This window comes from Streptomyces sp. NPDC050439 (assembly GCF_040655335.1).
Lineage (GTDB): Bacteria > Actinomycetota > Actinomycetes > Streptomycetales > Streptomycetaceae > Streptomyces.
The window spans coordinates 61,480-83,189 of record NZ_JBFAJT010000010.1 but is presented as its reverse complement, the minus strand read 5'-3'; the positions used below and the strand labels follow the sequence as shown (position 1 = coordinate 83,189).

The window sequence follows — 21,710 nt, the reverse complement described above, 5'->3', positions numbered from 1 at the left end:
CCAGCTGAGCGGTCGACGAACACGTCAGCTGGCCCGAAGACCGACTGCCAGCGTCAGTTCAAGGACCCGGTTTGGCGACGCGAGGTCGGGAAACAGCTCCCGCAGCTGCGTCATCCGGTAGCGGACGGTCTGGGGATGGACGAACAACGCCGCCGCCACCTCCTCCCGCCTGCCTTGATGCAGCAGCCACGCCCGCAGCGTCTCCTCCAGCCGCCGCCCGGTCGCGGCAGGCAAGGCCCGCAACGGTGCGAGGGCGCGGGCACGCAGGTCTGCGAACGCGTCCACGTCGGCGCTCAGCACCAGCTCAGGCAGGTGGTCCTCGGTGTCGCGTATGTCGGAGGAGAGGGAGCGTGCGCGTACGGCTCGTGCGTAGGAGGCGGACGCACGAGTCCAGGGCCTGGCCGGGCCGACCACGGCGGTGCGGTCGGTCAGCTGCCGCAAGAGATGGGATCGGTCGGCGTCGGGGACGAGCAGCACACCGGCGGCATCCGGCAGATCGTCCAGGACGAGGGTGCTCGGGTCGAGCACGCGGTAGGCGGGGCGGGCCTGGGCGGCGGGCAGCAGGACCGCGGTCAGCGATTCCGGAGGCTGCCAGCCGGCCCGTTGCGCAGAGGTCAGCAGCACGTCCGGGCTCGCGCCGGCGAGGAGGTCGCGGGCGAGGTGTTCGAGGTGGAGCTCGTGGGCCCGGCCCCGGGCGGCCAGTTCGTCGGCGTGGCCTGCGGCACTCGCGGCGGAGAGCTCGTCGATGTAGGCGAAGGTCAGCTCGGCGAACTTGGCGACCTCGGCGGCGGGCAGACCTGCGGGTACGGCACCCGCTGCCAGGTATCGCCAGGCCACGCGGGCGCCGACGCGGTAGGCGCTGAGCAGGGCGTCCATGGAACGGCCGTCGCGCACCTCGCCGCGGCCCAGCTCGTAGGCGGCGTCACCGGCGTCGCCGCCTGTGGCCTTCCCGCTCGCGAGGTCCAGGTAATGTCCCAGGGCGGTGCGGACGGCTCGGCGGATGGTGGCGCCCATGCGGCCCGAAAGGGCGTTGGCGTAGGGAGGGACCTCGTCGATGATCGCTTGGACGATCTCGTCGGCGGTGGTCTTCAGGGTGGCCCGAAGTGCGGTGACCGTCGTCTCATCGAGGGCCAGCTCGCTGGCCTTGCGGATTGCATGGTTCATGTTTTGTTCCCTGCGAACAATTTGACTGACCAGATTTACGTCCTGTGGTCAGGACTTTACGCCTTGAGGCGCAGCAAGCTGGGGTCATGACGAGTACAGCCCTCCGCAGCAGGGCGTGGAAACTACTGGAGATGGTCACGACGCCGCTGCTGCCGTCGGACTACCTCGACCTGGTCAGCCCGCTGCGGGCGGGCGCGGACCTACGCGGGCGCATCGAGGCCGTGCACCCCGAGACGGGCGACGCCGCGACCATCGTGATCAGGCCGGGGCGGGGCTGGCGCGGCCACACGGCCGGCCAGTACGTGCGGATCGGGGTCGACGTCGACGGAGTGCGCCTGTGGCGTGCCTACTCCATCACCTCGCCGACCAACCGCCGGGACGGCCGCGTCACGATCACCGTGAAGGCGATCCCGGACGGCAAGGTCAGCAATCACCTGGTCCGCAGGGCGAGACCGGGCACGCTGATCGAACTCGACCAGCCGACCGGCGACTTTGTGCTGCCGCAGGCCAAGCCCGCCAAGGTGCTCTACCTGACGGCCGGCAGCGGCATCACGCCCGTGATGGGCATGCTGCGCGACAGCGAGTTCGACGACGTCGTCATGGTCCACTGCGCGCCACGGCCGCAAGACGTGATCTTCCGCAAGGAACTGCGCGGCCTGGTCGCGGACAAGAAGCTGCGGCTCACCGAGGTGCACACCGACACGGACGGCATGCTCGACATCGCCCGCCTCGACGAGCTCGTGCCCGACTGGGCCGAGCGCGAGACCTGGGCCTGTGGGCCCGCGGGCCTGCTCGACGCCGCCGAAGAGCGCTGGACCGAGCGCGGCGTCCAAGAGCGTCTGCACACCGAACGCTTCCGCCCCAGCATCGTCGTCGCGGGCGACGGCGGCGAGGTCACGTTCAGCGCCACCGGCAAGACCGTCGACGGGGACGGCGCCACGCCGTTGCTGGACATCGGCGAAGAGGCCGGCGTGCTCATGCCGTCCGGATGCCGCATGGGCATCTGCTTCGGCTGCGTCACCCCCCTCAAGGCGGGCGCCGTCCGCGACCTGCGCACCGGCGAGATCACCGAGGCCGAGCCGGGCGTCCTCATCCAGACCTGCGTGTCCGCCGCGGCGGGCCCCTGCGACATCGAACGGTAGGAGCACCTTGACCGCCATCGACCCCACCGCCCACCTGACCGCAGAGCAGATCGAGGAGCTGGGCCGCGAGCTGGACGCGATCCGCGACGAGGTGATCGCCGGCCGCGGCGAGAAGGACGCCGCCTACATCCGCAAGGTCATCTCGGCGCAGCGCAAGCTCGAGCTGGTCAGCAGGGGAGTGCTGCTGTTCTCGATCTTCCCGCCCGCGTGGCTCCTCGGCACCGCCGGGCTGTCCGTGGCGAAGATCATGGACAACATGGAGATCGGCCACAACATCCTGCACGGCCAGTGGGACTGGATGCGGGACCCGAAGATCCACTCCACCACCTGGGAGTGGGATCACGTCTCGCCGTCCGACCAGTGGAAGCACTCGCACAACGAGCTGCACCACACGTACACCAACGTGATCGGCAAGGACAACGACCTCGGCTACGGCATCATGCGCGTCGACGAGGACCAGAAGTGGCACCCCTTCCACCTCGGCCAGCCGCTGTGGAACTTCCTCAACGCCTGCTTCTTCGAGTATGGCATCGCCGCGTACGACCTGGAGCTCGGCAAGAACCTGGACAAGCGCCGCCGCAAGAACCCGGAGTTCCGCGCGCAGGCCAGGGCCGTGGGCCGCAAGATCCGCAAGCAGGTGCTCAAGGACTACGTGATCCACCCGCTGCTTTCGGGCCCGTCGTTCCTCACCACGCTCGGCGCCACGTTCACCGCGAACCTGGTCCGCAACCTGTGGACCCACTCGGTGATCATGTGCGGGCACTTCCCCGAGGGCGTACAGGTCTTCGAGCGCCGGTCGATCAAGGGCGAGACGCGCGGCCAGTGGTACCTGCGCCAGATGATGGGCTCGGCGAACATCAGCGGCAGCAAGGCCATGCACTTCATGACCGGCAATCTGTCCCACCAGATCGAGCACCACCTGTTCCCGGACCTGCCGAGCAACCGGTACGCCGAGGTCGCGGTGAAGGTCCGCGCGCTGTTCGAGAAGTACGAGCTGGAATACGTCACCGGCCCGCTGCCCAAGCAAGTCTTCTCCGCGTGGCACAAGGTCTTCCGACTCTCCCTGCCGAACAAGAAGCCCAAGGTCAAGACACCGGACCGCGAGAGGGAGCGGGAGCTCGTCGCGGCCTGATTCCGGGGGAGGGGTCCAGATCTTTCGGCTGACCTGCCACCGTCGTTGGGCGGTGCCCGACTGGCCGGGGCCCTGTGGAGGTTTCCTCAGGCCGGGTCGGTCACCTGGTGGCTCGTGGTGCGCACGATCAGGGCGCCGATGACCGCGAGGCTCAGCAGGGCGATGCCAAAGATGGTTGCGCCGTTGGTCAGCCCCACTGCGTCGCTGAGGTAGCCGGCCGAGACGGGCAGGAGGCCGGCGAGGAGGTAGCCGCCCACGTTGAGTGCGGCGTTGGCTTCGGCCAGGCGCTGGGGCGGCACGGTGGAGTTGAGCAGGGACAGGCCGGCGAGTTGGCCCATGCCCTGGCCGGCGCCGGCCAGCAGCGCGGACAGGATCAGGACGGCCACCGTCGAGGTGTGCACGGCAACGATCAGTGCGGCCATGCTCAGGGCGGTGCTGGCCGCGCCGGCCGTCAAGATGGTGCGACGGCTGTGGTGCTGCACGGCGAACTGCACGCCGGTGGCAGCCAGGAACATCACAAACGCCATGGCGCCGGCCACGATGCCATTGGTGGTGCCGAGCAGTCCTGACAGCAGCGAGGGGCCCAGGGAGAGCACGAAGGACGTGGCGGTGATGCCGGGGGCGAAGACGGCGATCCCCAGCGTGAGTTGACGCCCGTTGCCGGCCGGTACGCCGGGCACGCGCAGCCAGGCGCCCTTGGCTCGCGCCTCCGGGCGACGTACCGGCATCCTCAGCACCACGAGCAGGGCGGTGGCCAGGAGCACGGCCTCGACGACGAAGACGGTCACGGTCGGCGCGGGCGCCAGCTCGGAGAGCACGCCGGCCAGCAGCGGGCCAAGACCGGCCCCGAAGACCATCGCGCAGGAGGCAAGCAGGGCGGCGACCGGTTTGCGTGCGGGCCCGGCGACATCGGTGACCGCGGCCATACCCGCGCTGACGACGGCGCCTACCGCGATCCCGGTGAACAGCCGGGCCACGATCAGTGCCGGCACACTGTCGGCAGTCGCGAAGATCAGGCAAGCGGCCAGGGCGAGGGCGAGCGCGGGTACGAGCACCGGCTTGCGACCGACGCGGTCGGAGAGCACGCCGCACACGAGCAGCGAGCCGATGAGCCCGAGGATGTAGAAGGCGAACACCACGGTCAGCGTGCCCTTGGAGAAGCCGATGTCCCGCTGCCACAGCACGTACAGCGGAGTCGCCGCATTGGAGAGCACGAAGACGGCGGTGACCGGCCAGGCCGCCAGCCAGAGCCACCACTGCGGCGCGACAGGCCGCTCGCGGCCATGCTCGCTGCCCTCACGGGGCGCGCTGCCGACAGCGTGGGCGGATGTGGCCTGAGTTGGGGGCATGACAGTTCCTCCCGGTCATTCCTGCCGGAACACCGGCAGTACGAGTCGAGTCGAACTTAGCATGCAGTACGATTGAAGTCGTACAGAGAAGATCACGTGATGAGGTCCCGCCATGCCCCCACGCCCGAGCGCCGCGCACACCTTCACGACGCTCCCCGAACCGCCCGACCTGCCCGAACCCCTCCCGGAACCGGCGACGCACGAACTCCGCCTGGAGACCGTCCTCGGCGCCCTCAGTGACCCCCTGCGCCTGACGATCGTCCGCAGGTTGCTGCTCGAGTCCGAAGAGTTCGACCACACCTGCGGCTGGTTCGGCTTCGACCGCCCCAAGTCATCGCTGACCCATCACTTCAAGGCGCTACGCGAAGCCGGAATCACGCGACAGCGCCAATACGGCCTGGAACGCCGAAGCCAGGTCCGCATCGACGACCTCAACGCCCGCTTCCCCGGCCTCCTGGGCCTCGTCGCTGACTGGACGCCCCAGGCCTGACGTGCCTTCGGGTGGGCCGCGGGCGCCCTGCTCTTTGGCGACACCGGCAGGCAGGGTTCCCGACGGCGGCGGGCGGCGCCTTCGCCAAGCGCTGGTGTCGGTGCCCCTCGGAGGCGACCGTCTGGGCGCGGCGCTGATCCCGTCCTTCGTCAGTGCAGGATCTCGGCGCGCAGCCTCTCCTTGGGCGTGTTGATGTCCCAATAGCGAACACTGCCCCGGGCGTCCTTGAAAGCGCCCGTGCCGCCGGTGATGGCCATGTCGAGTGAACTCGCCTCGTCCGGCCGCAGCGATTGCATCGTCAGAGAGCCACGCTCGAGCTCTATCGTGATCACGGCTTGCGACGTGACTTTCCCACCGTCGACGTGCACGACCTGAGCCGTCCCGGCCCCCCGTCCGACGTTGCGACCGTTCTCCACCGCGGTGGCGCAGTAGACGCTCATGTCGCCCAGGCTGGGCCCTGCCTTGCCGAGATCGACGGACTCGTACTCCAGGTCCTTGAGCCGGAGTTCGATGACCTCGACCCGGCCCGTCTTCGGGGCATCGGCATTCGCGCCCCCCGCGGCTACGACACCGACTGCCACGGTGACCAGCGACAGGGCGGCGAATCTCTTGTACAGGGGCCGATTGCTGTGATTCCTCATGGTGGAAACTCCTCTTGGCGATCTACGTCTGCAAGCAACTTGACGCTATGGCGGGCGAGTTGAGGCGTCCAAGACCAACATCACCATGACGTCATAGCGCTGGCGGCATGAGGCGTCGCCTCGGCCAGCGGTCGGAGTGCAGGGTGGGCTCGGGTCGATGACGTGTGATGCACATCACTCTCGCCGTACCGGGGTGGGGCGACGGTATTTCCCGTGGCGGCTGGTCCAGATGGCGACCAAGCCCCACCACCCCTACGGAGTCCTCGATGTCTGATCTCTTCCAGAGCGCTGTGGTGACCGGAGCCGGCCGCGGTTTCGGGCGTGCCATCTCCGCCGTGCTCGCCGCGAGCGGCATCCGCGTCATCGGTATCGCCCGCACCCACCAGGAGTTGCGCGCCGTACAGGACGAACTCGGCGACGGGTTCACGCCCATCGCCGCTGATGCCACCGGCGAGGCGCTCGCCGCGGACGTCATCCGCGAACACCGCCCCCAACTGCTCGTCCTGAACGCCGGACTCGCACCGCACATGGCACCCGTGCAGGAGCAGACCTGGGAAACCTTCAGCCGTCACTGGCAGACCGACACCCGGCACGCGTTCACCTGGACGCGTGCGGCGCTGCGGGAACCGCTGGCCGCGGGCAGCGTCGTCGTCTCGATGTCCAGCGGAGCGGCCCTGGGTGGTTCTCCGCTCAGCGGCGGATACGCCAGCGCCAAGGCCTCCATCCGCTACATCCGCCAGTACGCGGCCGAGGAGGCGCAGCGGGCGGGCCTGGACATCCGCTTCCACACGCTGCTGCCGGACATGACGCCGGCCGGCGGCGTCGGCCTGGTCGCGGCCGACGGATACGCCGCGCTTCAAGGCGTGGACCGTGAGACCTTCGTCGCGGGACGGGAGCAGCCGATCCTCACCGCGGAACAGGTCGCCAAGTCCGTCATCGCGGTCGCCCAGGATCCTGGCAGCGATGCGGAGTACCGAGTGCGCGGGACCGGACTGCGCCCGGTCGGCTGAGCCACCGACGACCCGTTACCGTGAACGCCACCGCACCCCCGGGAGAGGCCGCCATGCCCTCGGACGCCGAATTCTCCGACCTGGCCGAGCCGTTCAGGGCAGAACTGCTCGCGCACTGCTACCGGATGCTCGGCTCGATCCACGACGCCGAGGACCTCGTACAGGAGACCTACCTGCGGGCATGGCGCGCATTCGACCGGTTCGAAGGCCGCTCCTCGGTGCGTCGGTGGCTGTACAAGATCGCCACCATGGCCTGTCTGACCGCACTGGAGACACGCTCCCGGCGGCCGCTGCCCTCGGGCCTGGGGGCGCCTTCGGATGATCACCGGGTGGCCGTGAGCGCGCGCGAACCGTCGGAGGCCTGGCTCCAGCCGGTCCCCGACGCACTGGTGGGCACCGATGACCCCGCGGCCGTCGTGACCGCGAGGAGCACCGTGCGACTGGCCTTCGTCGCCGCGCTGCAGCTGCTGTCCGCCCGGCAGCGGGCCGTGTTGACGTTGCGTGACGTGCTGGCGTTCAGGACGGCTGAGGTCGCCGCCATGCTGGACACGACGGCCGCAGCCGTCGACAGCGCACTGCGCCGCGCCCGCTCCCGCCTGGCTGCAGCCAATGGGGCGCTAGAGGATCTGGCCGAGCCGGATGAGGAGATGCGGCGCACGCTCCTGGACGGCTACGTCGAGGCGTTCACCAAGGCGGACCCCGACGCGCTGCTGCGGCTGCTGAGGGCGGACGTCGAGATGGAGATGCCGCCGACCCCTACATGGTTCACCGGCCGAGAGGCAGTCGTGGGGTTCCTGACCCACCGGATCCTGCGCCCGAACCGGTGGTACCTGGTCCCCACTCGTGCCAACGGCCAGCCCGCCCTGGTCGCCTACGCGCACGGGGGCGAAGGCCGCTACGAGGCGTACGGCGTACAGGTCCTGACCCTGCGCCAGGGCCGGATCGCCCGGATCACGGCGCTCAACGACCCAAGCCTGGTGCCGGTGTTCTGCCTGGCGCCCGTGCTCGTGCGCTGAATGACCGATGGGCAGCGGCAGCCGCCGCGCATCCTCGCCTCTCCTGGGTGCTGGAACTCGGATGTTGCGGCGCAGGACGACGACGACCAAGTTCCGGACGCTTATCAGGGGCCGGCTTCGCGATGGCCGATCTGGAGGCGCCGGGCTTTGCGCTGGTGGTCACCGAGAGCGGGGCGTGGCAACGAGATCGATTCGGATACCGGACAACGCGAAACCCACGGCTCCCGAGGAGCGCGCGGCCGCCGGGCGTTTTCGATCTTGTGTCAAGATCGTGGGATGCTGCGACTCACCGATTTCATCATCGACTGCCCGGACCCGATGAAGCTGGCGGCCTTCTACTCCGAGGTCACAGGCCGCGCCATCAAGGAGGACAGCGACGAGAACTGGGCCGGCATCAAGTTCGGCGACATCGAGCTCGCCTTCCAACGGGTGGACGACTACCGCCCCCCGCAGTGGGGCGAGGGCGCGCACCCCAAGCAGTTCCACCTGGACTTTGAAGTGGACGACAGCGAGGCCGAGGAGCGCCGCGTCCTCGCACTCGGCGCGACGCGGGTGCAGGACTTCATCGGCCCGGAAGGCTACGGCTGGCGGGTCTACACCGACCCGGTGGGGCACCCCTTCTGCCTGTGCCACAACAAGGGCGTCACCTGGACCGACGAGGGCCCGATCTGGCCCGAGCGCCCCTGACTGCTTCTCACCGGAACGGTTGATCGCGTGACCCTTGGCGTCTCGGCTCGATGACCCGGTGCTGGCGAAACGACGGGCGCGGCCGTCGATGGTGTCGGAGGAACTGTTCGCGCTCATCGAGCCGCTGCGGTGCGAATCGGGACCGAAACCGGCACGGGGGATGGCCAGAGCATTCCGTTCGCGGTCACGCTGATCGGCGGCAACCTTGGGCGATGTCGCCTAACTCCTGCGCCTACTCGACAGGATCCCGGCAGTCGAGGGGCCGGCCGACCTCGGCACCGGCCTGCCGCGCTGCTGGCCGACCGAGGCTACGACCACGACGTGTAGCGGCGCTTGCTCCTGACCTGACAGCGCGGAATCCGCTCCGGTGATCGCGTTGCGCGTCGAGCCACACGGCACTGGCCCGGGCACTCTCCGGTATGCCGTCGAGCACCATCGTCTGGCGGCAGGCCGTTCGCCGCCTGCGCATCGGCTGGGAGGGACGCGACCGCCGAGGAGCCACCTGTCACGCCGGGCTACCCGGAGTCTCGAGGCTCTCGGGCAGATGGCAAGCATAGATCGGCGTGTGGTGCGCAGGTGGCTAGGCATGGAATGTGTGATCTATGGAAGCGACGGCGCCCGACAGACACCGGACAGGGTGGAAAGCGGTGCAAGCGCACTGAAGCGGCTGCGGGCCGCGTCCCAGGAAACGTTCGCGTGGATTCGCCTGGTGGATCCTTCCGCCCAGGAGGTGGAGACGCTGGCCGAGGAGCTGGGTCTGCATCCCTTGGCGGTCGAAGACGCCGTCCAGGCGCACCAGCGGCCCAAGCGCGAGCGCTATGACGAGGTGCTGTCCGTCGCGCTGAAGACATTGCGGTACGTCAAGGAGACCTCGCAGGTCGAATCCGGCGAGGCCATGATCTTCCTCGGCCCCGACTTCGTCCTCACCGTCTGCCACGGGCAGACAGACCCCGCGGTGGAGGCCGCTCGCCGACTCGAACGTGCCCCTGCCATGCTGGCAATGGGGCCGGTGGCGGTGCTGCACGCTGTCCTGGACGTGACGGTGGACACCTACACCGCCATCGCCGAGGAAGTGCGCGGCGACCTGAGCGACTTGGAGCGCCGGGTGTTCTCCCCGGAACGCGAGGACGTGATCGAAGAGGTGTACTCCCTCAAACGGGAGGTGCTGGAATTTCGGGACGCTGTGCAGCCTCTGGTGCCCGTGGTGCAGGACTTCGTCAGCCCGCTCTCGGGTTGGCCCCAGGAGGCTTTGCCGTACTTTCGGGACGTCGCCGATCACATACAGCGCACTGATACCGAGGTCCGGTCCCTGGACGACCTGCTGAACTCCGTCCTCGACGCCCACCTGGCCCAGGTGGGTGCCCGTCAGAACGACGACATGCGCACCATCTCCGCCTGGGCGGCCATTTTCGCCCTGCCCACTCTTATCGCCGGCGTGTACGGCATGAACTTCACGCACATGCCCGAACTGCAATGGGTCTATGGCTATCCCCTTGCCGTCGCCGTGATGGCCGGCGCGTGCACCCTGCTCCACCGGGTCTTCCGCCGCAACGGATGGCTATGACTCCATGCCTCAGCTGGGGCCTTGGTCCGGTGCAGGCGCATCCGTTGCACGCCGGAGCCATGAAGAGGTAGCTGAGCCAACAGATGTCGGCTACAGGCGAGTTGCAGCGGCCCGCCCCCCCACAGCGCCACGATGGGCGGCCAGCAAGTACGTGACCTTGTACGTCCGCGGATCGCAGATGGAGGTCAGAGGCGGATCCTATTGCCGACGATCTCGCGGGCGAAGAGGTGGAGCGGCTCGTGCATCCTGTCGCTGTACTCATGAAGGAGAGTGAGGGATTGGCCGACGGAGCAGTGGAGCCTCGCGGCGACGATGCCCTTCGCCTGTTCGGTCACCACGGCCTGCCTCAGGAGACGATCGAGTGGAGTTTCACCGGGCGAAGGCGCGGCCGGGGGAGAGCCGGCGAGCTCGCCGCGCATGGATCGTGCGAACAGGCGTATGGCGACCGCCCGAAGACGCATCTCAACTGCTGTGGCCTGCTTACGCGCAGCCAAGTTCTGGACGGCAGCAGTCTCTTCGCGCTGCCGCACGCACTCTTGGGCCCATTGGTCCCGCCAGTCAGACCGATCGGGATCAAAAGCAGGAAGTGTCACGTCCTCCCCTCTCCAATGGGTGAAGTACCGGCATTGACGAGTGTTCCTGATCTGGGGAGACGGCGAAAGGCCCGTGGGCGCCATCTCTTTCCGCACGACCGCACGCGGAGCCCGACCGGGGCAGAGGGATCGCAGTCGGTGGTGCTCCGCTCATTTCGGGCTCGGGCTCGGGCTTGACCTTGGGGCCGAGTGAGGCGGAGGTGGGCGGTACACCTGTTGCATCGCCATGCCGGGAAGCCGCCGAGCTACGGGGTTGGCAAGGGGGCCTCTTTCCATACGAAGGGGCGACTTCCGGCCAATGAAGGCCACTGCGCCAAGAGGGCTTCAGTACGGCTACGAGCAAGGGCTTTTGCGGGCATCCTCCGTGTAGGGCAGTTGGCCCATAAGATCTTTGGCTCAGACTCCAAGCCTCCGCGTCGCGGTAACTCCTTGGAGACGGCTGGAGCCGAGTCGCCGACGAATCCGCTCCAGCCCCGTCCTCACAACGTGCGCCGGGGCATTCCCGCGCCCTGCCGCCGTGGACCGGCCCTTCCCTAGGGGAAGGCCTTCACTTCTCAGGGTTCCACCGTTGCCTGTTGTCACATCACGCCCCGGACGCCGCCTCCCCTGCCGTACTCGTAGTGGGGAAGTCCGGTTCCTCGCCCTTCCCGCGCCACGGCTGCTACTAGGCTGAAACGGTGCGGTCAGCATCCGCCGCGCCGCACGACCGGCACCCGGAAAAGCGGTGAGCTGTGGGCTCCTCAGTGAGACAACTCTTGGGCAGGCTGAGTGCAATGGCAGGGGCGGACGAGGAACAGCGCAGGCAGTGGGCGATCACCTGCGCGCACGGCCTAGGGCTGGGCGGAATAGCCCTCACGGTGAATCAGGAACTGGTGTGGTTCAGCGACCAGACCAGCGCACGGCTGGAGGATCTGCAGTTCCTGTTGGGGCAAGGCCCCGCTCTGCGCGGCGAGGACCCGACCGAGGTCCTCCAGATTCCCGATATCGGCCAACTGCTGGCCCAGCAGTGGCCGCAGTTCGCCGCGGAGGCGGAAGTACTTGGTGTCGTCGCCTTGTTCGTGTGGCCCGTGCGCATCGGCGCCGCGCAGGTGGGCACACTGACCGGCTACCGGCGCACGATCGGCCCACTGACCCCTCAGCAGTCCACGGAGGGCTGGCTGGTCGCCGATCACCTGGCCGAGGCGGTCCTGACCCGCTGGCCGGGAGAATCCGGCCCGAGCAACGGCCCGGGCACCGTGGGGGCCGTGGAACTGCACCGGGCCGAGGTCCATCAGGCCACCGGAGTCCTCAGCCACCGCCTGGGCGTCCCGCTGCCCGAGGCCCTGGACCGGCTACGGGCCCGCGCCTACGCCTCCTGTCAGTCCCTGGCACAGACCGCCCGCGACGTCATCCGCCAGGAACTGCCCCAAGACTTCCCCTGAAACCGGTCAGCCCGCCGACCAGCTACCGTGCGGGGCCAAGGAGTATCGCCATGAGCAGGGAACAACACATCACCCGCACCTTTTTGGAGCTGGCCGACACCCTGGTCGACGACTTCGATGTCATCGACTTCCTGCACCAGATGACTGTGCGTTGCCAGGAGCTCCTCGACATCACCGCCGCCGCCGTCTTCCTCGCCCACCCCGAACCCGGCCTGCACAGCCCTGCTCCCTGCGACCCCGGCCCCGCCCTGCAGGACCTGCTGAGCGCAGCCTGCCACCAGGGCCCGGCCCTGGACGCCGTCACCACCCAGCGGCCGATCACCATGCGCAGCGGGAACGACGCGACCCTACGCTGGCCCCAGTTCGCCTCAAACCTCGAGCGCGCCGGCTACACACAGGCCACCGCCGTGCCCATGCGGCTGCGCCACGAGGTCCTGGGCAGCCTGCTCCTCCTGCACACCGGCACCCGCACGCTGACCCCCGAAGACTTCGCCCTCGCCCAGGCCCTGGCCAGCGCCGCCACCATCGGCCTGCTGCACGCCCGCACCATCACCCACCAGCACACCGTCAACGAACAACTCCACAACGCCCTGCACAGCCGCATCATCATCGAGCAGGCCAAAGGCCTCCTCGCCGCACGCGAGAACATCACCCTCAACCATGCCTTCGATGCCCTGCGCCATCACGCCCGCGATCACCGGATCTTGCTCAGCAGCGTGGCCCGAGACGTCATCGACCGCGAGTTCACCCCCGCGATCCCACCCGCTCGACCACGAGCACACCCCTCGGACACCGAGTAACACACCGCGCTATCCGGACGTCCCCCACTGCCATGGCCATCTGAGCCCAGTTCCATGTTCTGCCCTTCTTGGATTCGGCCGGTGGAGACAACTCCGCTCAATCAGTCCCTCCAAAGGAGCCGATCGCCCGTTGTGAGGATACGCGGAGAGCCGCGGTCTGGATCTTCTCGGTGTCTCGCTGGCCGGGCTCGGCGACGGCAGGTCGCGCTGCTCGGTCAGAAAGCCTTCAGGGCCTCGGTGGCCCAGGGGGTCCCGTGGGGGAGGGGACAGCGTGTGAGGGGTAGGCCCACCCCGGGCCGTGGGCGGCTTCTCCTGGCCCGAGCGCCGGGTGCTCGGGTGTTTGGGTGGTTGACCTCAGCCGTCGGTACCCGCGCCCACGACGCGCCGCGCCAGCTCGTCGATCAGCTCGTCGACGGAGTATGGGGCGAGCAGGTCCGGCACGGTCAGGTCGTCCACGATGAGGCCGACCATGGCGAGATACATCAGGACGACGCCGGTCCGGTCACCCGGCAGGCCGCCGTCCAGGTGGAAGTGGATGTTGGCGTCGAGCTGGTTGGTGAAGAACCGGGTGAGCTCGGTGTGCAGTTCGGGGCGGCGGGTGGCTTCCAGGCGCAGTTCCATCAGGGCGAGCCAGCTGCTGCGGTCCGCGCGCATCCGAGCCAGGAGCTGTTTGAGGAGGGTGGCGACCAGCTCGACGGACGGCTTCTCGCTCATGGTATGGGCGAGTTGGGATTCCTCGGGCGTCAGGCGCTCCTGGATACGCGTCATGACCTGGGCCAGCAACTCGGCGCGGTTCGCGAAGTAGTTGGTGGTGGTGCCTTTGGGGACCCCGGCTCGGGTGTCGACCGCGCGCAGGGTGAGACCACGCGAGCCCTCGCGGGCCAGGACCTCGATCGCGCCATCGAGGAGGGCGGTCCGTCGTGCGGGGTTTTGACGCATGGCGTGTTCCTTCCGGAAGTCTGTTGACACCACTGTGAGTGCAGTACTAAGTTCAAACCACTTCAATCAGAGTACATCACTTGGTGTGCCGAAGATGCTTCCAGAGGAGTCAGATGCGAAACCAGATGAAGCCCCAGCACAGTGCCCGGTTCCCGCTGCCCCGACCCCGCCCGCTGCCCAAGCCGGGCTCCCGCCGCTGAAAGGCCCCATGACAGACGCCGTTACGCATGACATTGAAGATCACCACGACGTAGTCGACCGCCGTCCCGGATCCGACCAAGAGGAGACCCCCTTGCGAAAGCTCATCTACTTCATCGCTGTCAGCCTCGACGGATACATCGCGGGCCCCGACGGCTCCGACCCCACCTCGGGCCCCGACGCCTTCTGGCCGATCGGGCAGGACTACGTCGAACACCTCATCGCCCAGTACCCCGAGACGCTGCCGGGCCCGGCCCGCGACGCGATGGGAATCAGCGGCGAGGGGGCGCACTTCGACACCGTTATCGAGGGCCGCAGGACGTATCAGAACGGCGTGGACGCCGGAATCGACAACGCATACCCCCACTTGAGGCACCTGGTCTTCTCCCGCTCCCTCACCGAGTCCCCCGACCCGCGCATCGAACTCGTCGGCGACGACCCCGTGGCCAGGGTGCGTGAGCTCAAAAAGGAGGACGGCAAGGGCATCTGGCTGTGTGGTGGCGGCGAGCTGGCCGGGGTGCTCTTCGCAGAGATCGACCAGCTCATCGTCAAGCTGGCACCGATGGCGATCGGCTCGGGAACACCCTTGTTCGGGCACCAGCAGCCCTTCGACCCGACGTTCTTCACCTTGGCCGACAGCAAGGTCATGGACAGCGGCACCATCTTTCTCACCTACGACAAGAAGTAGGTGCACGCGCGCAACGGCTGGCGCTCACAGAGGATAGGGAAGGCGGGGCTGCCGCCCGGATGTGGCCCCTCAAAGAGTTCCTCATGCCTGCTGGCCAGCCGCGAGCGCGCGGACACTCCTGGCTCTTCTTCGGTTCGTCCAGGCTTCACGGCCATGGTGTCGGACTTCTTCCTTGCCGCGGGGGAGCGCTTCCGCCGCCGTGTTCATCCTGGTGCTGGCGCCGGGGGAGGAGCCCGTGGCCGCCGATGCGGCGGGCGCGACCGCAAGTCCGGGCATGACCGGGCATGACCGCGGCCGCGGGTGTCTTCAGTCGCCGCTAGGACCCAAGGCCGGGCTGCCGCCGCCAGTTGACGCCGGCGCCACCCCCTGCGCCGGTCCTGCACGGTCGTGATTCCCGGCCGACATGCTCTGGGGTGCGGCGCTGACCTGGAGTGCGGACGCAGGGCGCGCTTCGAGGGTGATCCGGCGCAAGTGCCGCAGGGGTGCGCCCTGTTCGGTGATGGCCCCCCGCTTTGCGGCCTCCGCCCGGCCTCCGTCGAGCCGACATGGGTGTCGGCGTCGGCGCTGGCGTCGCGGCAAGGGTAGGGGCTTGCTCGTTCGGACGCGGCTCTATATCGTTTATCGATAACATCGATAAACGATATAGGGCGTGACCGGGGGTCTGTGATGGCGAAGACGCGTAATCCACTGGAGCCGATGTCGACGACGGCCAAGGCGCTGGTGACGTTCCTGGCGTTGCTCCTGGGGGCGGGGCTGCTCGGCATGCTCTTCGCGGACAACGTGTCCGTTCTCGGGATCGGAGATGCCTCGGTGTGCGTCACGGACACGACTGCGAGCGCCGGGGGCGGTGAGGAAACCGCCTCGGGGTTCAAGGCCGCGCCGGGGGCCGACCTCATCTTGGATGCTCACCCCAAGTACTGCGCGCAGGACGCCGGCATGGCCCTGAACATGCTCGACACCGCCTCCCGGCTGGTGCCCCTGACGTTCACCATCGGAGCGTTGCTGCTGGTGCTGCGGCTGATCAAGGGCGCTGAGCGCGAGGGGCTCTACACCGCACAGACGGCCGGCCGACTGCGCGGTCTGGGTTGGTGGCTGCTGGTCGGCAGCGTCCTCTCGGCGATCCTCACGTCCGTGGCGGACCAGGCCATGGTCGCCTCCCTGAGTGCCGACAGTGACGCGCAGGCGCTGGCGGGACTGTTCGTATGGGATGTTCCCTTCATGGCCATCTGCACCGGCCTGGGCATCCTCTCCTTCGCCCGGATCATGCAGATCGGTTGCACCATGCGCGAAGAGCTCGAGGGGACCGTCTGAATGCCCGAAGAAGAGCACGCCATCGTCGTCCATCTCGACCGGCTGCTCCTGGAGCGCGAGATGACGTTGACGGAGCTGGCGGAGCGGGTGGGCGTTACCCACGCGAACCTCTCCATCCTGAAGAACGGCCGGGCACGGGCCATCCGCTTCACCACCCTGACCCGCATCTGCGAGGTCCTCAACTGCCAGCCCGGGGACCTGCTCGACTACCGCCCCCGCTGAGCGAGCGTGCCCTTGAGGACTGCTCGGCCGTGGGACGCGTACTCGGCCTTGCCCCGGCGGCATCGCCACGCGCTACGAGAAGACCGCGACGATCCCCCTGGCCGGACCTCTTACCGCTGGAATCTTCCGTCGGTCCGAGAGGCTGCGGCCGCGCGGGCGGGCGATACTGATCCTGACAGTCGCCCCGTCGCCGGATGGGCCTTGGACCCGGGCCCGTTGGTGGAGAGGTGCCTTTGCCGATGTTTCTTGAGGGGAGCCGTTGATGACTACGGCGAAAGACCTGTTCATCATCGTCATGGATGTGAAGCATTCCGTGGGGCAGGGCGACCTGTCCCTCGCACTCGCGGGAGCCGAGCTGATCGATCTCATCGGTGCGGGGGCGGCCGCCGTGGACGGCGAGTCCATCGTGCCGGGTGAACAGCCGACGTTGGACGATCGGTTGATGAACGAGGCTGCGGCAGGTCTTACTCGACGGGCGCCCCATGAGCGGATCGAGGACTGGCTGTGGCGCCGGGGCCGCGACCTTGCGGCCGCATATCAGGCTGCCCTGGAGGAGAACGATGAGCTGAAGCCACAGCGGAGCGGCCGGCTGCCCTTCGGCTCGAAGCGCGTGGAACCGGTCGATACGCCCGCGCGCCGTCGTGCAGGGGAGCGCTGGAAGGAGAAAGAGCCCGTCCTGGCCGCCCTCGCCTCGATCGTGGGCATCGACGCCGAACGATCCGACGATGATCCCGGCCTCGATGACGAGGCGGTGACAACCGTGCTGGCCGCCGTCCACGACGCGGTGATGGAGCTGGAGGCCGTACGCCAGAGGCGGACCATCGAGAACGCGGCCTACGCCAACCTCTGGCGCGGACCGTGAGCCGAACCCGCTTTCGGGGGTGGTCGAGCGCGACGGGTGACAGTGACGGCGACGCGGTCGCACGCCGGGCGGGCGGTGCCTGCAGCATGTCCGTGGAGCAGTCCCCGTCAGGGCGCGCGGCCGGCAAGGTCGACTGCACCTAAGACGACGTCGACGAGCAAAGGGACCTCGAGGACGTACAGGGCCGGGTGACGCGTACAGGTACAGCATCGACGACACCTGCAACCCGAGCATCGCTCACGGTGCTGCGTGGGTTTGGTCTGGCTGCGGCCCGGGCCGACACGGTGTGGGGCGGCCTCTGAGGGCGGCGCCTGCTTCAGGTCGGTGACGTCTGGGGGTCGGTGATCACGAGAGGCGGATCGTCCATGCGCCAGGCCCCGCCGTGACCGTCGGCTTCCTCCTGCCGACGGTCAGTTGAGTCGGGGTCGGCGGATTACGGCGTGGCGGCGGAGCCGTAGGCGTGCTCGGACACGAGGTTGCCGTCCGTGTCGCGCAGCTTGGCGGCGTCACCCCGGTCGTTCCAGATGGGCCGCCCGCTTCCGTAGGTGTAGCCGCCCCACTGGGCGTGGATTTCGTTGGTGTAGATGCGGACGCGTTGACCGGGCAGGAGGACGGTGCCGGGCGGGAAAGTGAAGTTCTGTCCCGCGTCGTCGGCGCCGAGGACCCAGCCGGAGACGTCGGCGGGCGCGGTGCCCCGGTTGACGACCTCCACGTACTCGTCGGCCTGGGTGCGCTTGACCTGTCCCTTGAAGGACACGGTGGTGATGTGGACGTCCGGCCGTCCGGTGCGCGCGAGCACGGCGACGAGGTCGGCGCTGTTGGAACCGTTCTCCGGGCTGATGAACCGGTTGACGATCTGGCCGCCCTGCTTGAACCCCGTGATCACCACGGCGTATTCGGTGTTGTCGATGGTCACCGTCTCCGGGGACACCCTGGTGGGCAGCTCGACGATGTCTTCCGGGCTGGGACCGACGTTGGGCGTCTCGTTGTGCTGGAAGCGGAAGCTGAAGTTGTGCGGTACCTGGTCCTCGAACAGGACCCGTGCGGCAAGGTCGACCTCGAACTGGTTCTGCGGCATCCCCTGGATGGGGAAGTTCTGGTGGGTGAACGTCCCCAGCGTGAACTCCGTGCCATCGAGCAGCACCTCGACGCTGCCGCCTGCGAAGAGATATCCGCTCTTGCCCCCGCCTGCGGGGATGCCCCACTTGATGTTGTCGGAGGTCAGCCCCTCAAGGTTGGGCGGGTTGATGGTGATGGCGGTCCAGGTGCCTGACGTGTCGACTTTGGACATGCGCCGGTCTCCTCTTCTGCCGATCGAGAGTCGGCTCGGCCGGACGGCCGAGCGAGGGTGAACATAGCTGTGCGCACTGTCCACTCGGAAGGCAAATAGCGCCACTATGCCAGTAGTTGCCATGATTGGCCGGTTTCTCGCGGATGCGCACCGGCTGTTCCCATTGAGCGCCTCCGGTGTGTCGGCCCGCGGTCAGCGGCAGACGCCCGGAGAGCCGATCCGGGCCTGCCGCTGTGTGGCAGTGAACCGGCCCGAGCTCGCGGCGGCGCTTCTGTCGGGTGCGGCGATGCAGCGCCCAGAACTGCGGCAGCGGTAAGCGTGGCGGCCTCGAGTGGTCGGCATCGCGCGGCGGGCGTGGCATCTTGCCTCCTGGCGGGCGGGTCAGCTCGCGTGGAGCAGCCGAGGGTGGGGGTCGAGGCCGAGGTAGAGGCCCGCTGTCGCGTGGGCGGGGTCGCTGGGCAGGTGCAGCATGTGGCTGGTTCCGTGGCCGCCGAGCCCTGGGGCGCGGTGTCCGTTTAAAGGCTCGGTGAGTCGGCGCTGTACGAGGGCCACGGCGTCCTGCTGGGCGTCGTGGAGGTCATCGACTCCGGTGATGATGTTGAGGAAGGACTCGTGCAGGCGCAGATCGTTCTGGTCGCGGTGGCTGAGGGTCTGAGCCTTGCGGAAGTAGGCGTTGCGCCCGTCGTGGATCCGGTAGAACGCGCTGACCAGCAGGAGCAGCCGTTCGTAGGCGTGGCGGTAGGTGGTGCCGTAAAAGCGGCGGGTCGCCGGCTCGTCCACGTCCTGCTGCATGATGCTGGTGATGGAGGCCGAGGCGAGCAGGCCGCTGTACATGGCCAGGTGGACTCCGGTGGACAGCAGCGGGTCGAGGAAGCAGGCGGCGTCTCCGGCGAGGAAGTATCCCGGTCCGCAGAACTGTTCGGCTACGTAGGAGTAGTCGCTCTCGACCTTCAACTCCGAGGTGAGCCGGGCGTTTTCGAGCAAGCGCAGCAGTGCGGGGCAGCGGCTGAGGGCTTGGTGGTAGAGGGCGTTGACGGAACCCGTGGCTCGGCGTGCTTCGTTGAAGGAACGCTTGTCGGTGACGAGGCCGAGGCTGAGAGTGCCGTCGTGCAGGGGAATGGCCCAGAACCAGCCGCTGTCGGGCAGCGAGAACACGCCGATCGCCCCGGCGGGAGCCCCGGGCAAAGGCGGGACGTCGCGCCAATAGCCCCATGCCGCGACGTTGCGGAACACGTCGTGGAATCTGCGGTGGCGCAACTGGCGGGCGCTGAGCACGCCGGCCCTGCCACTCGCGTCGATGACGTGCTCAAAGGCCGTGGTGCCGTACTGCCCTTGGCTGGTCGACCAGGTGGCGGTGGCAGCCCGCCCGCCATCCCACTCGACGCGGCCTACGGTGACTCCTTCGCGCACGTCGGCGCCCTGGCGCCGGGCGTGCTGGAGGAGCAGGTGGTCGAACTCGGACCGGACGACCTGGAAGCTGTAGGCGGAGGGCCTGCCCGGCTCGTCGAAGCCAAGTGACCACTCCTCGCCGCCCCAGCCGTAGAAGGCGCCCGTCTTGCGCACGAAGCCATGGCGTTCCACCAGCTGTCTGGCCCCCATCACATCGAGGAGCGGCAGCAGGGACGGCAGGAGCGACTCGCCCACGTGGTAGCGGGGAAAGTGCTCCCTCTCCAGGAGCGTGACCCGCAACCCCTGGCGGGCCAGGAGCGCGGCGGCCGTCGAGCCTGCGGGCCCGCCGCCGATGACCAGGACGTCCGTCGCTTCCGACACGGAGTGCTCCCTCGTCCTGGTCGCGCAGCTACGGCTGACCACTTGTGTCTGCCTGATCACCATAAGTGACAGAGTGGTCGCCATGAAGAGTCAAAAGTGGACGCGCCCGTCAACGGATGGTCTGGCAACCGGCGTTGGGGAGGGGCGCGAGGCCGTGGCGGGGCCCGCGTCCCTGACGATCGGAGTCGAGGAGGAGTACCTGCTCGTGGATCCCGTGTCCCGGCAGGTGAGCCCCGAGGCCGACAAGGTCGTCGCCGAGGCGTCGGTCGAACTGGGCGCATCCGTCACCACGGAGATCACCCGCTACCAGGTCGAGATCCGCACCGATCCCCACGTCAGCCTGGCGGACTTGGGCGGTCAACTACGCGCCCAACGCCACGCGGTGGCGCGGGCCGCCGCCCGATTCGGGCTGCGCATCATCTCCAGCGGCACGCCGGTCCTGGGCCAGGACACTCCGGTGCCCTTGACGCCGGGCCCCCGCTACGCGCAGAGCGCCGCCATGTTCCGCTTCCTGGACGAGGAACAAAGCGCTTGTGCCTGCCACGTCCACCTCGGCGTACCCGACCTGACCACCGCCCTGGGGCTGAGCAACCACCTGCGGCCATGGCTCCCCGCCCTCATCGCACTCACCGCCAACTCGCCGTACTGGGCCGGGCAGGACACCGGATACGCGAGCTGGCGGACCATGACCTGGTGGCGCTGGCCGGTGGCGGGACCACCTCCGTATTTCGAGTCCCGCACCCACTTCGACGACCTGGTCGAGGGCCTTCTCGCATCGGGCACCGTCATGGACCGCGGGGGCCTCTACTGGGACATCCGCCCGTCCCATCATGTGCCCACCCTGGAGGTCCGCGTCGCCGACGCCTGCCCGACCGTGGAGGACACGCTGCTGCTCGCCGCAGTCCTGAAGGGCCTGGCCACCCGCGCCCTGGAGGCCGTACGCCAGGCGCGTCCCGCTCCGCGGCCGCAGCCGGAAATGCTGCGCGCCGCGTGCTGGCGAGCGGCTCGCGACGGCCTGTCCGGACAGGCCGTCGACCCGCACACCGGCCGGCTCGCTCCCGCCTCGGCCCAGCTCGACCGGCTTCTCGACGCGGCACGCCCGGCCTTGACGGCCACGGGCGACCTTCCGATTCTTCGGTCCGCGGAAGCGCTACTGCGTGCCCAGGGCAACGGCGCCGACCGCCAGCGGGCCGCTCACCAGCCCGGCCGCGGCCTCAACGACGTGGTCGACCACCTGATCCGCACTGCCGCGACGCCCCGAGTCTGATCCTCGTGGGCCGCGCGCCCCACTGGGGGTGAGGATCTGCCGGAGCTGGCCTCGGGCGGTACCTTGCCGCCGGCCCTACCGGTGAGCTTGGCCCGGTAGGGGCCTTGAGGCTGATGGAGAAGCAGCCGACCGAGGTGCGCGGCCCGAGGGCTT

General features: G+C 68.6%; 21 protein-coding genes. 14 read left to right on the top strand and 7 right to left on the bottom strand.

Annotation, left to right across the window (positions count from 1 at the left end; all coding sequences use genetic code 11):
* Positions 1-24 precede the first annotated feature (24 nt).
* Positions 25-1,164 (bottom strand): helix-turn-helix domain-containing protein, encoded by a 1,140-nt coding sequence (locus AB0I66_RS34970; RefSeq protein WP_363212049.1) that lies wholly within the window; start codon positions 1,162-1,164, stop codon positions 25-27.
* Positions 1,165-1,250: 86 nt separating this feature from the next.
* On the opposite strand from AB0I66_RS34970, the gene AB0I66_RS34965 reads away from it, so the two are divergent.
* Together AB0I66_RS34965 and AB0I66_RS34960 are read left to right on the top strand one after the other, a co-directional pair.
* A complete protein-coding gene (locus AB0I66_RS34965; protein ID WP_363212048.1) occupies positions 1,251-2,306 on the top strand; it encodes a ferredoxin reductase in 1,056 nt (351 codons plus the stop codon).
* A 7-nt stretch (positions 2,307-2,313) separates the two neighbouring features.
* Complete coding sequence (locus AB0I66_RS34960; protein ID WP_363212047.1) at positions 2,314-3,438, top strand: acyl-CoA desaturase; 1,125 nt, start codon at positions 2,314-2,316, stop codon at positions 3,436-3,438.
* Between the two features lie 86 nt (positions 3,439-3,524).
* On the opposite strand, the gene AB0I66_RS34955 is transcribed toward AB0I66_RS34960, so the two are convergent.
* Positions 3,525-4,787 carry an MFS transporter gene (locus AB0I66_RS34955; RefSeq protein ID WP_363212046.1) on the bottom strand — a complete coding sequence of 421 codons (1,263 nt, stop codon included), beginning with the start codon at positions 4,785-4,787 and terminating at the stop codon, positions 3,525-3,527.
* Positions 4,788-4,899: 112 nt separating this feature from the next.
* Here AB0I66_RS34955 and AB0I66_RS34950 point away from each other — a divergent pair, with 112 nt between their 5' ends.
* Positions 4,900-5,277, top strand: a complete 378-nt coding sequence (locus tag AB0I66_RS34950) for an ArsR family transcriptional regulator (protein ID WP_363212045.1) — start codon at positions 4,900-4,902, stop codon at positions 5,275-5,277.
* A 149-nt stretch (positions 5,278-5,426) separates the two neighbouring features.
* Here the strand turns inward: AB0I66_RS34950 and AB0I66_RS34945 are convergent, their stop codons facing one another.
* A complete protein-coding gene (locus tag AB0I66_RS34945; protein WP_363212044.1) occupies positions 5,427-5,918 on the bottom strand; it encodes a hypothetical protein in 492 nt (163 codons plus the stop codon).
* Positions 5,919-6,184: 266 nt separating this feature from the next.
* Between AB0I66_RS34945 and AB0I66_RS34940 the strand changes: the two genes are divergently transcribed.
* The 4 genes from AB0I66_RS34940 to corA all read left to right on the top strand — a co-directional run bounded on the left by AB0I66_RS34940 (position 6,185) and on the right by corA (position 10,195).
* The gene (locus tag AB0I66_RS34940; RefSeq protein ID WP_363212043.1) at positions 6,185-6,928 is read left to right on the top strand and encodes an SDR family oxidoreductase; all 744 of its coding nucleotides are present in this window, start codon (positions 6,185-6,187) and stop codon (positions 6,926-6,928) included.
* 20 nt (positions 6,929-6,948) lie between these two features.
* Positions 6,949-7,944 (top strand): RNA polymerase subunit sigma-70, encoded by a 996-nt coding sequence (locus tag AB0I66_RS34935; protein WP_363212042.1) that lies wholly within the window; start codon positions 6,949-6,951, stop codon positions 7,942-7,944.
* A 276-nt stretch (positions 7,945-8,220) separates the two neighbouring features.
* Positions 8,221-8,631, top strand: a complete 411-nt coding sequence (locus AB0I66_RS34930; RefSeq protein ID WP_363212041.1) for a VOC family protein — start codon at positions 8,221-8,223, stop codon at positions 8,629-8,631.
* A 586-nt stretch (positions 8,632-9,217) separates the two neighbouring features.
* Complete coding sequence (gene corA / locus AB0I66_RS34925) at positions 9,218-10,195, top strand: magnesium/cobalt transporter CorA (RefSeq protein WP_363212040.1); 978 nt, start codon at positions 9,218-9,220, stop codon at positions 10,193-10,195.
* A 185-nt stretch (positions 10,196-10,380) separates the two neighbouring features.
* Here corA and AB0I66_RS34920 read toward each other — a convergent pair whose 3' ends face one another.
* The gene (locus AB0I66_RS34920; protein ID WP_363212364.1) at positions 10,381-10,614 is read right to left on the bottom strand and encodes an ANTAR domain-containing protein; all 234 of its coding nucleotides are present in this window, start codon (positions 10,612-10,614) and stop codon (positions 10,381-10,383) included.
* Between the two features lie 947 nt (positions 10,615-11,561).
* Between AB0I66_RS34920 and AB0I66_RS34915 the strand changes: the two genes are divergently transcribed.
* Both AB0I66_RS34915 and AB0I66_RS34910 read left to right on the top strand, forming a co-directional pair.
* Complete coding sequence (locus AB0I66_RS34915; RefSeq protein WP_363212039.1) at positions 11,562-12,209, top strand: ANTAR domain-containing protein; 648 nt, start codon at positions 11,562-11,564, stop codon at positions 12,207-12,209.
* Between the two features lie 50 nt (positions 12,210-12,259).
* A complete protein-coding gene (locus tag AB0I66_RS34910) occupies positions 12,260-13,009 on the top strand; it encodes a GAF and ANTAR domain-containing protein (RefSeq protein WP_363212038.1) in 750 nt (249 codons plus the stop codon).
* A gap of 354 nt (positions 13,010-13,363) precedes the next feature.
* Here the strand turns inward: AB0I66_RS34910 and AB0I66_RS34905 are convergent, their stop codons facing one another.
* Entirely contained in the window at positions 13,364-13,948 is a 585-nt protein-coding gene (locus AB0I66_RS34905) for a TetR family transcriptional regulator (protein WP_363212037.1), read from the bottom strand.
* A 292-nt stretch (positions 13,949-14,240) separates the two neighbouring features.
* Here AB0I66_RS34905 and AB0I66_RS34900 point away from each other — a divergent pair, with 292 nt between their 5' ends.
* The 4 genes from AB0I66_RS34900 (at position 14,241) to AB0I66_RS34885 (ending at position 17,229) form a co-directional block, all read left to right on the top strand.
* Positions 14,241-14,834, top strand: coding sequence for a dihydrofolate reductase family protein (locus AB0I66_RS34900; protein WP_363212036.1), 594 nt, complete (start codon positions 14,241-14,243; stop codon positions 14,832-14,834).
* A 666-nt stretch (positions 14,835-15,500) separates the two neighbouring features.
* Positions 15,501-16,145, top strand: a complete 645-nt coding sequence (locus AB0I66_RS34895; RefSeq protein ID WP_363212035.1) for a DUF2975 domain-containing protein — start codon at positions 15,501-15,503, stop codon at positions 16,143-16,145.
* Positions 16,146-16,367, top strand: a complete 222-nt coding sequence (locus AB0I66_RS34890) for a helix-turn-helix transcriptional regulator (protein WP_363212034.1) — start codon at positions 16,146-16,148, stop codon at positions 16,365-16,367.
* Positions 16,368-16,629: 262 nt separating this feature from the next.
* A complete protein-coding gene (locus AB0I66_RS34885) occupies positions 16,630-17,229 on the top strand; it encodes a GPP34 family phosphoprotein (RefSeq protein ID WP_363212033.1) in 600 nt (199 codons plus the stop codon).
* 433 nt (positions 17,230-17,662) lie between these two features.
* Here the strand turns inward: AB0I66_RS34885 and AB0I66_RS34880 are convergent, their stop codons facing one another.
* Entirely contained in the window at positions 17,663-18,520 is an 858-nt protein-coding gene (locus tag AB0I66_RS34880) for a lamin tail domain-containing protein (protein WP_363212032.1), read from the bottom strand.
* 381 nt (positions 18,521-18,901) lie between these two features.
* A complete protein-coding gene (locus AB0I66_RS34875) occupies positions 18,902-20,290 on the bottom strand; it encodes an NAD(P)/FAD-dependent oxidoreductase (RefSeq protein ID WP_363212031.1) in 1,389 nt (462 codons plus the stop codon).
* Between the two features lie 154 nt (positions 20,291-20,444).
* Between AB0I66_RS34875 and AB0I66_RS34870 the strand changes: the two genes are divergently transcribed.
* Positions 20,445-21,557, top strand: coding sequence for a glutamate--cysteine ligase (locus AB0I66_RS34870; RefSeq protein WP_363212030.1), 1,113 nt, complete (start codon positions 20,445-20,447; stop codon positions 21,555-21,557).
* Positions 21,558-21,710: the final 153 nt, after the last annotated feature.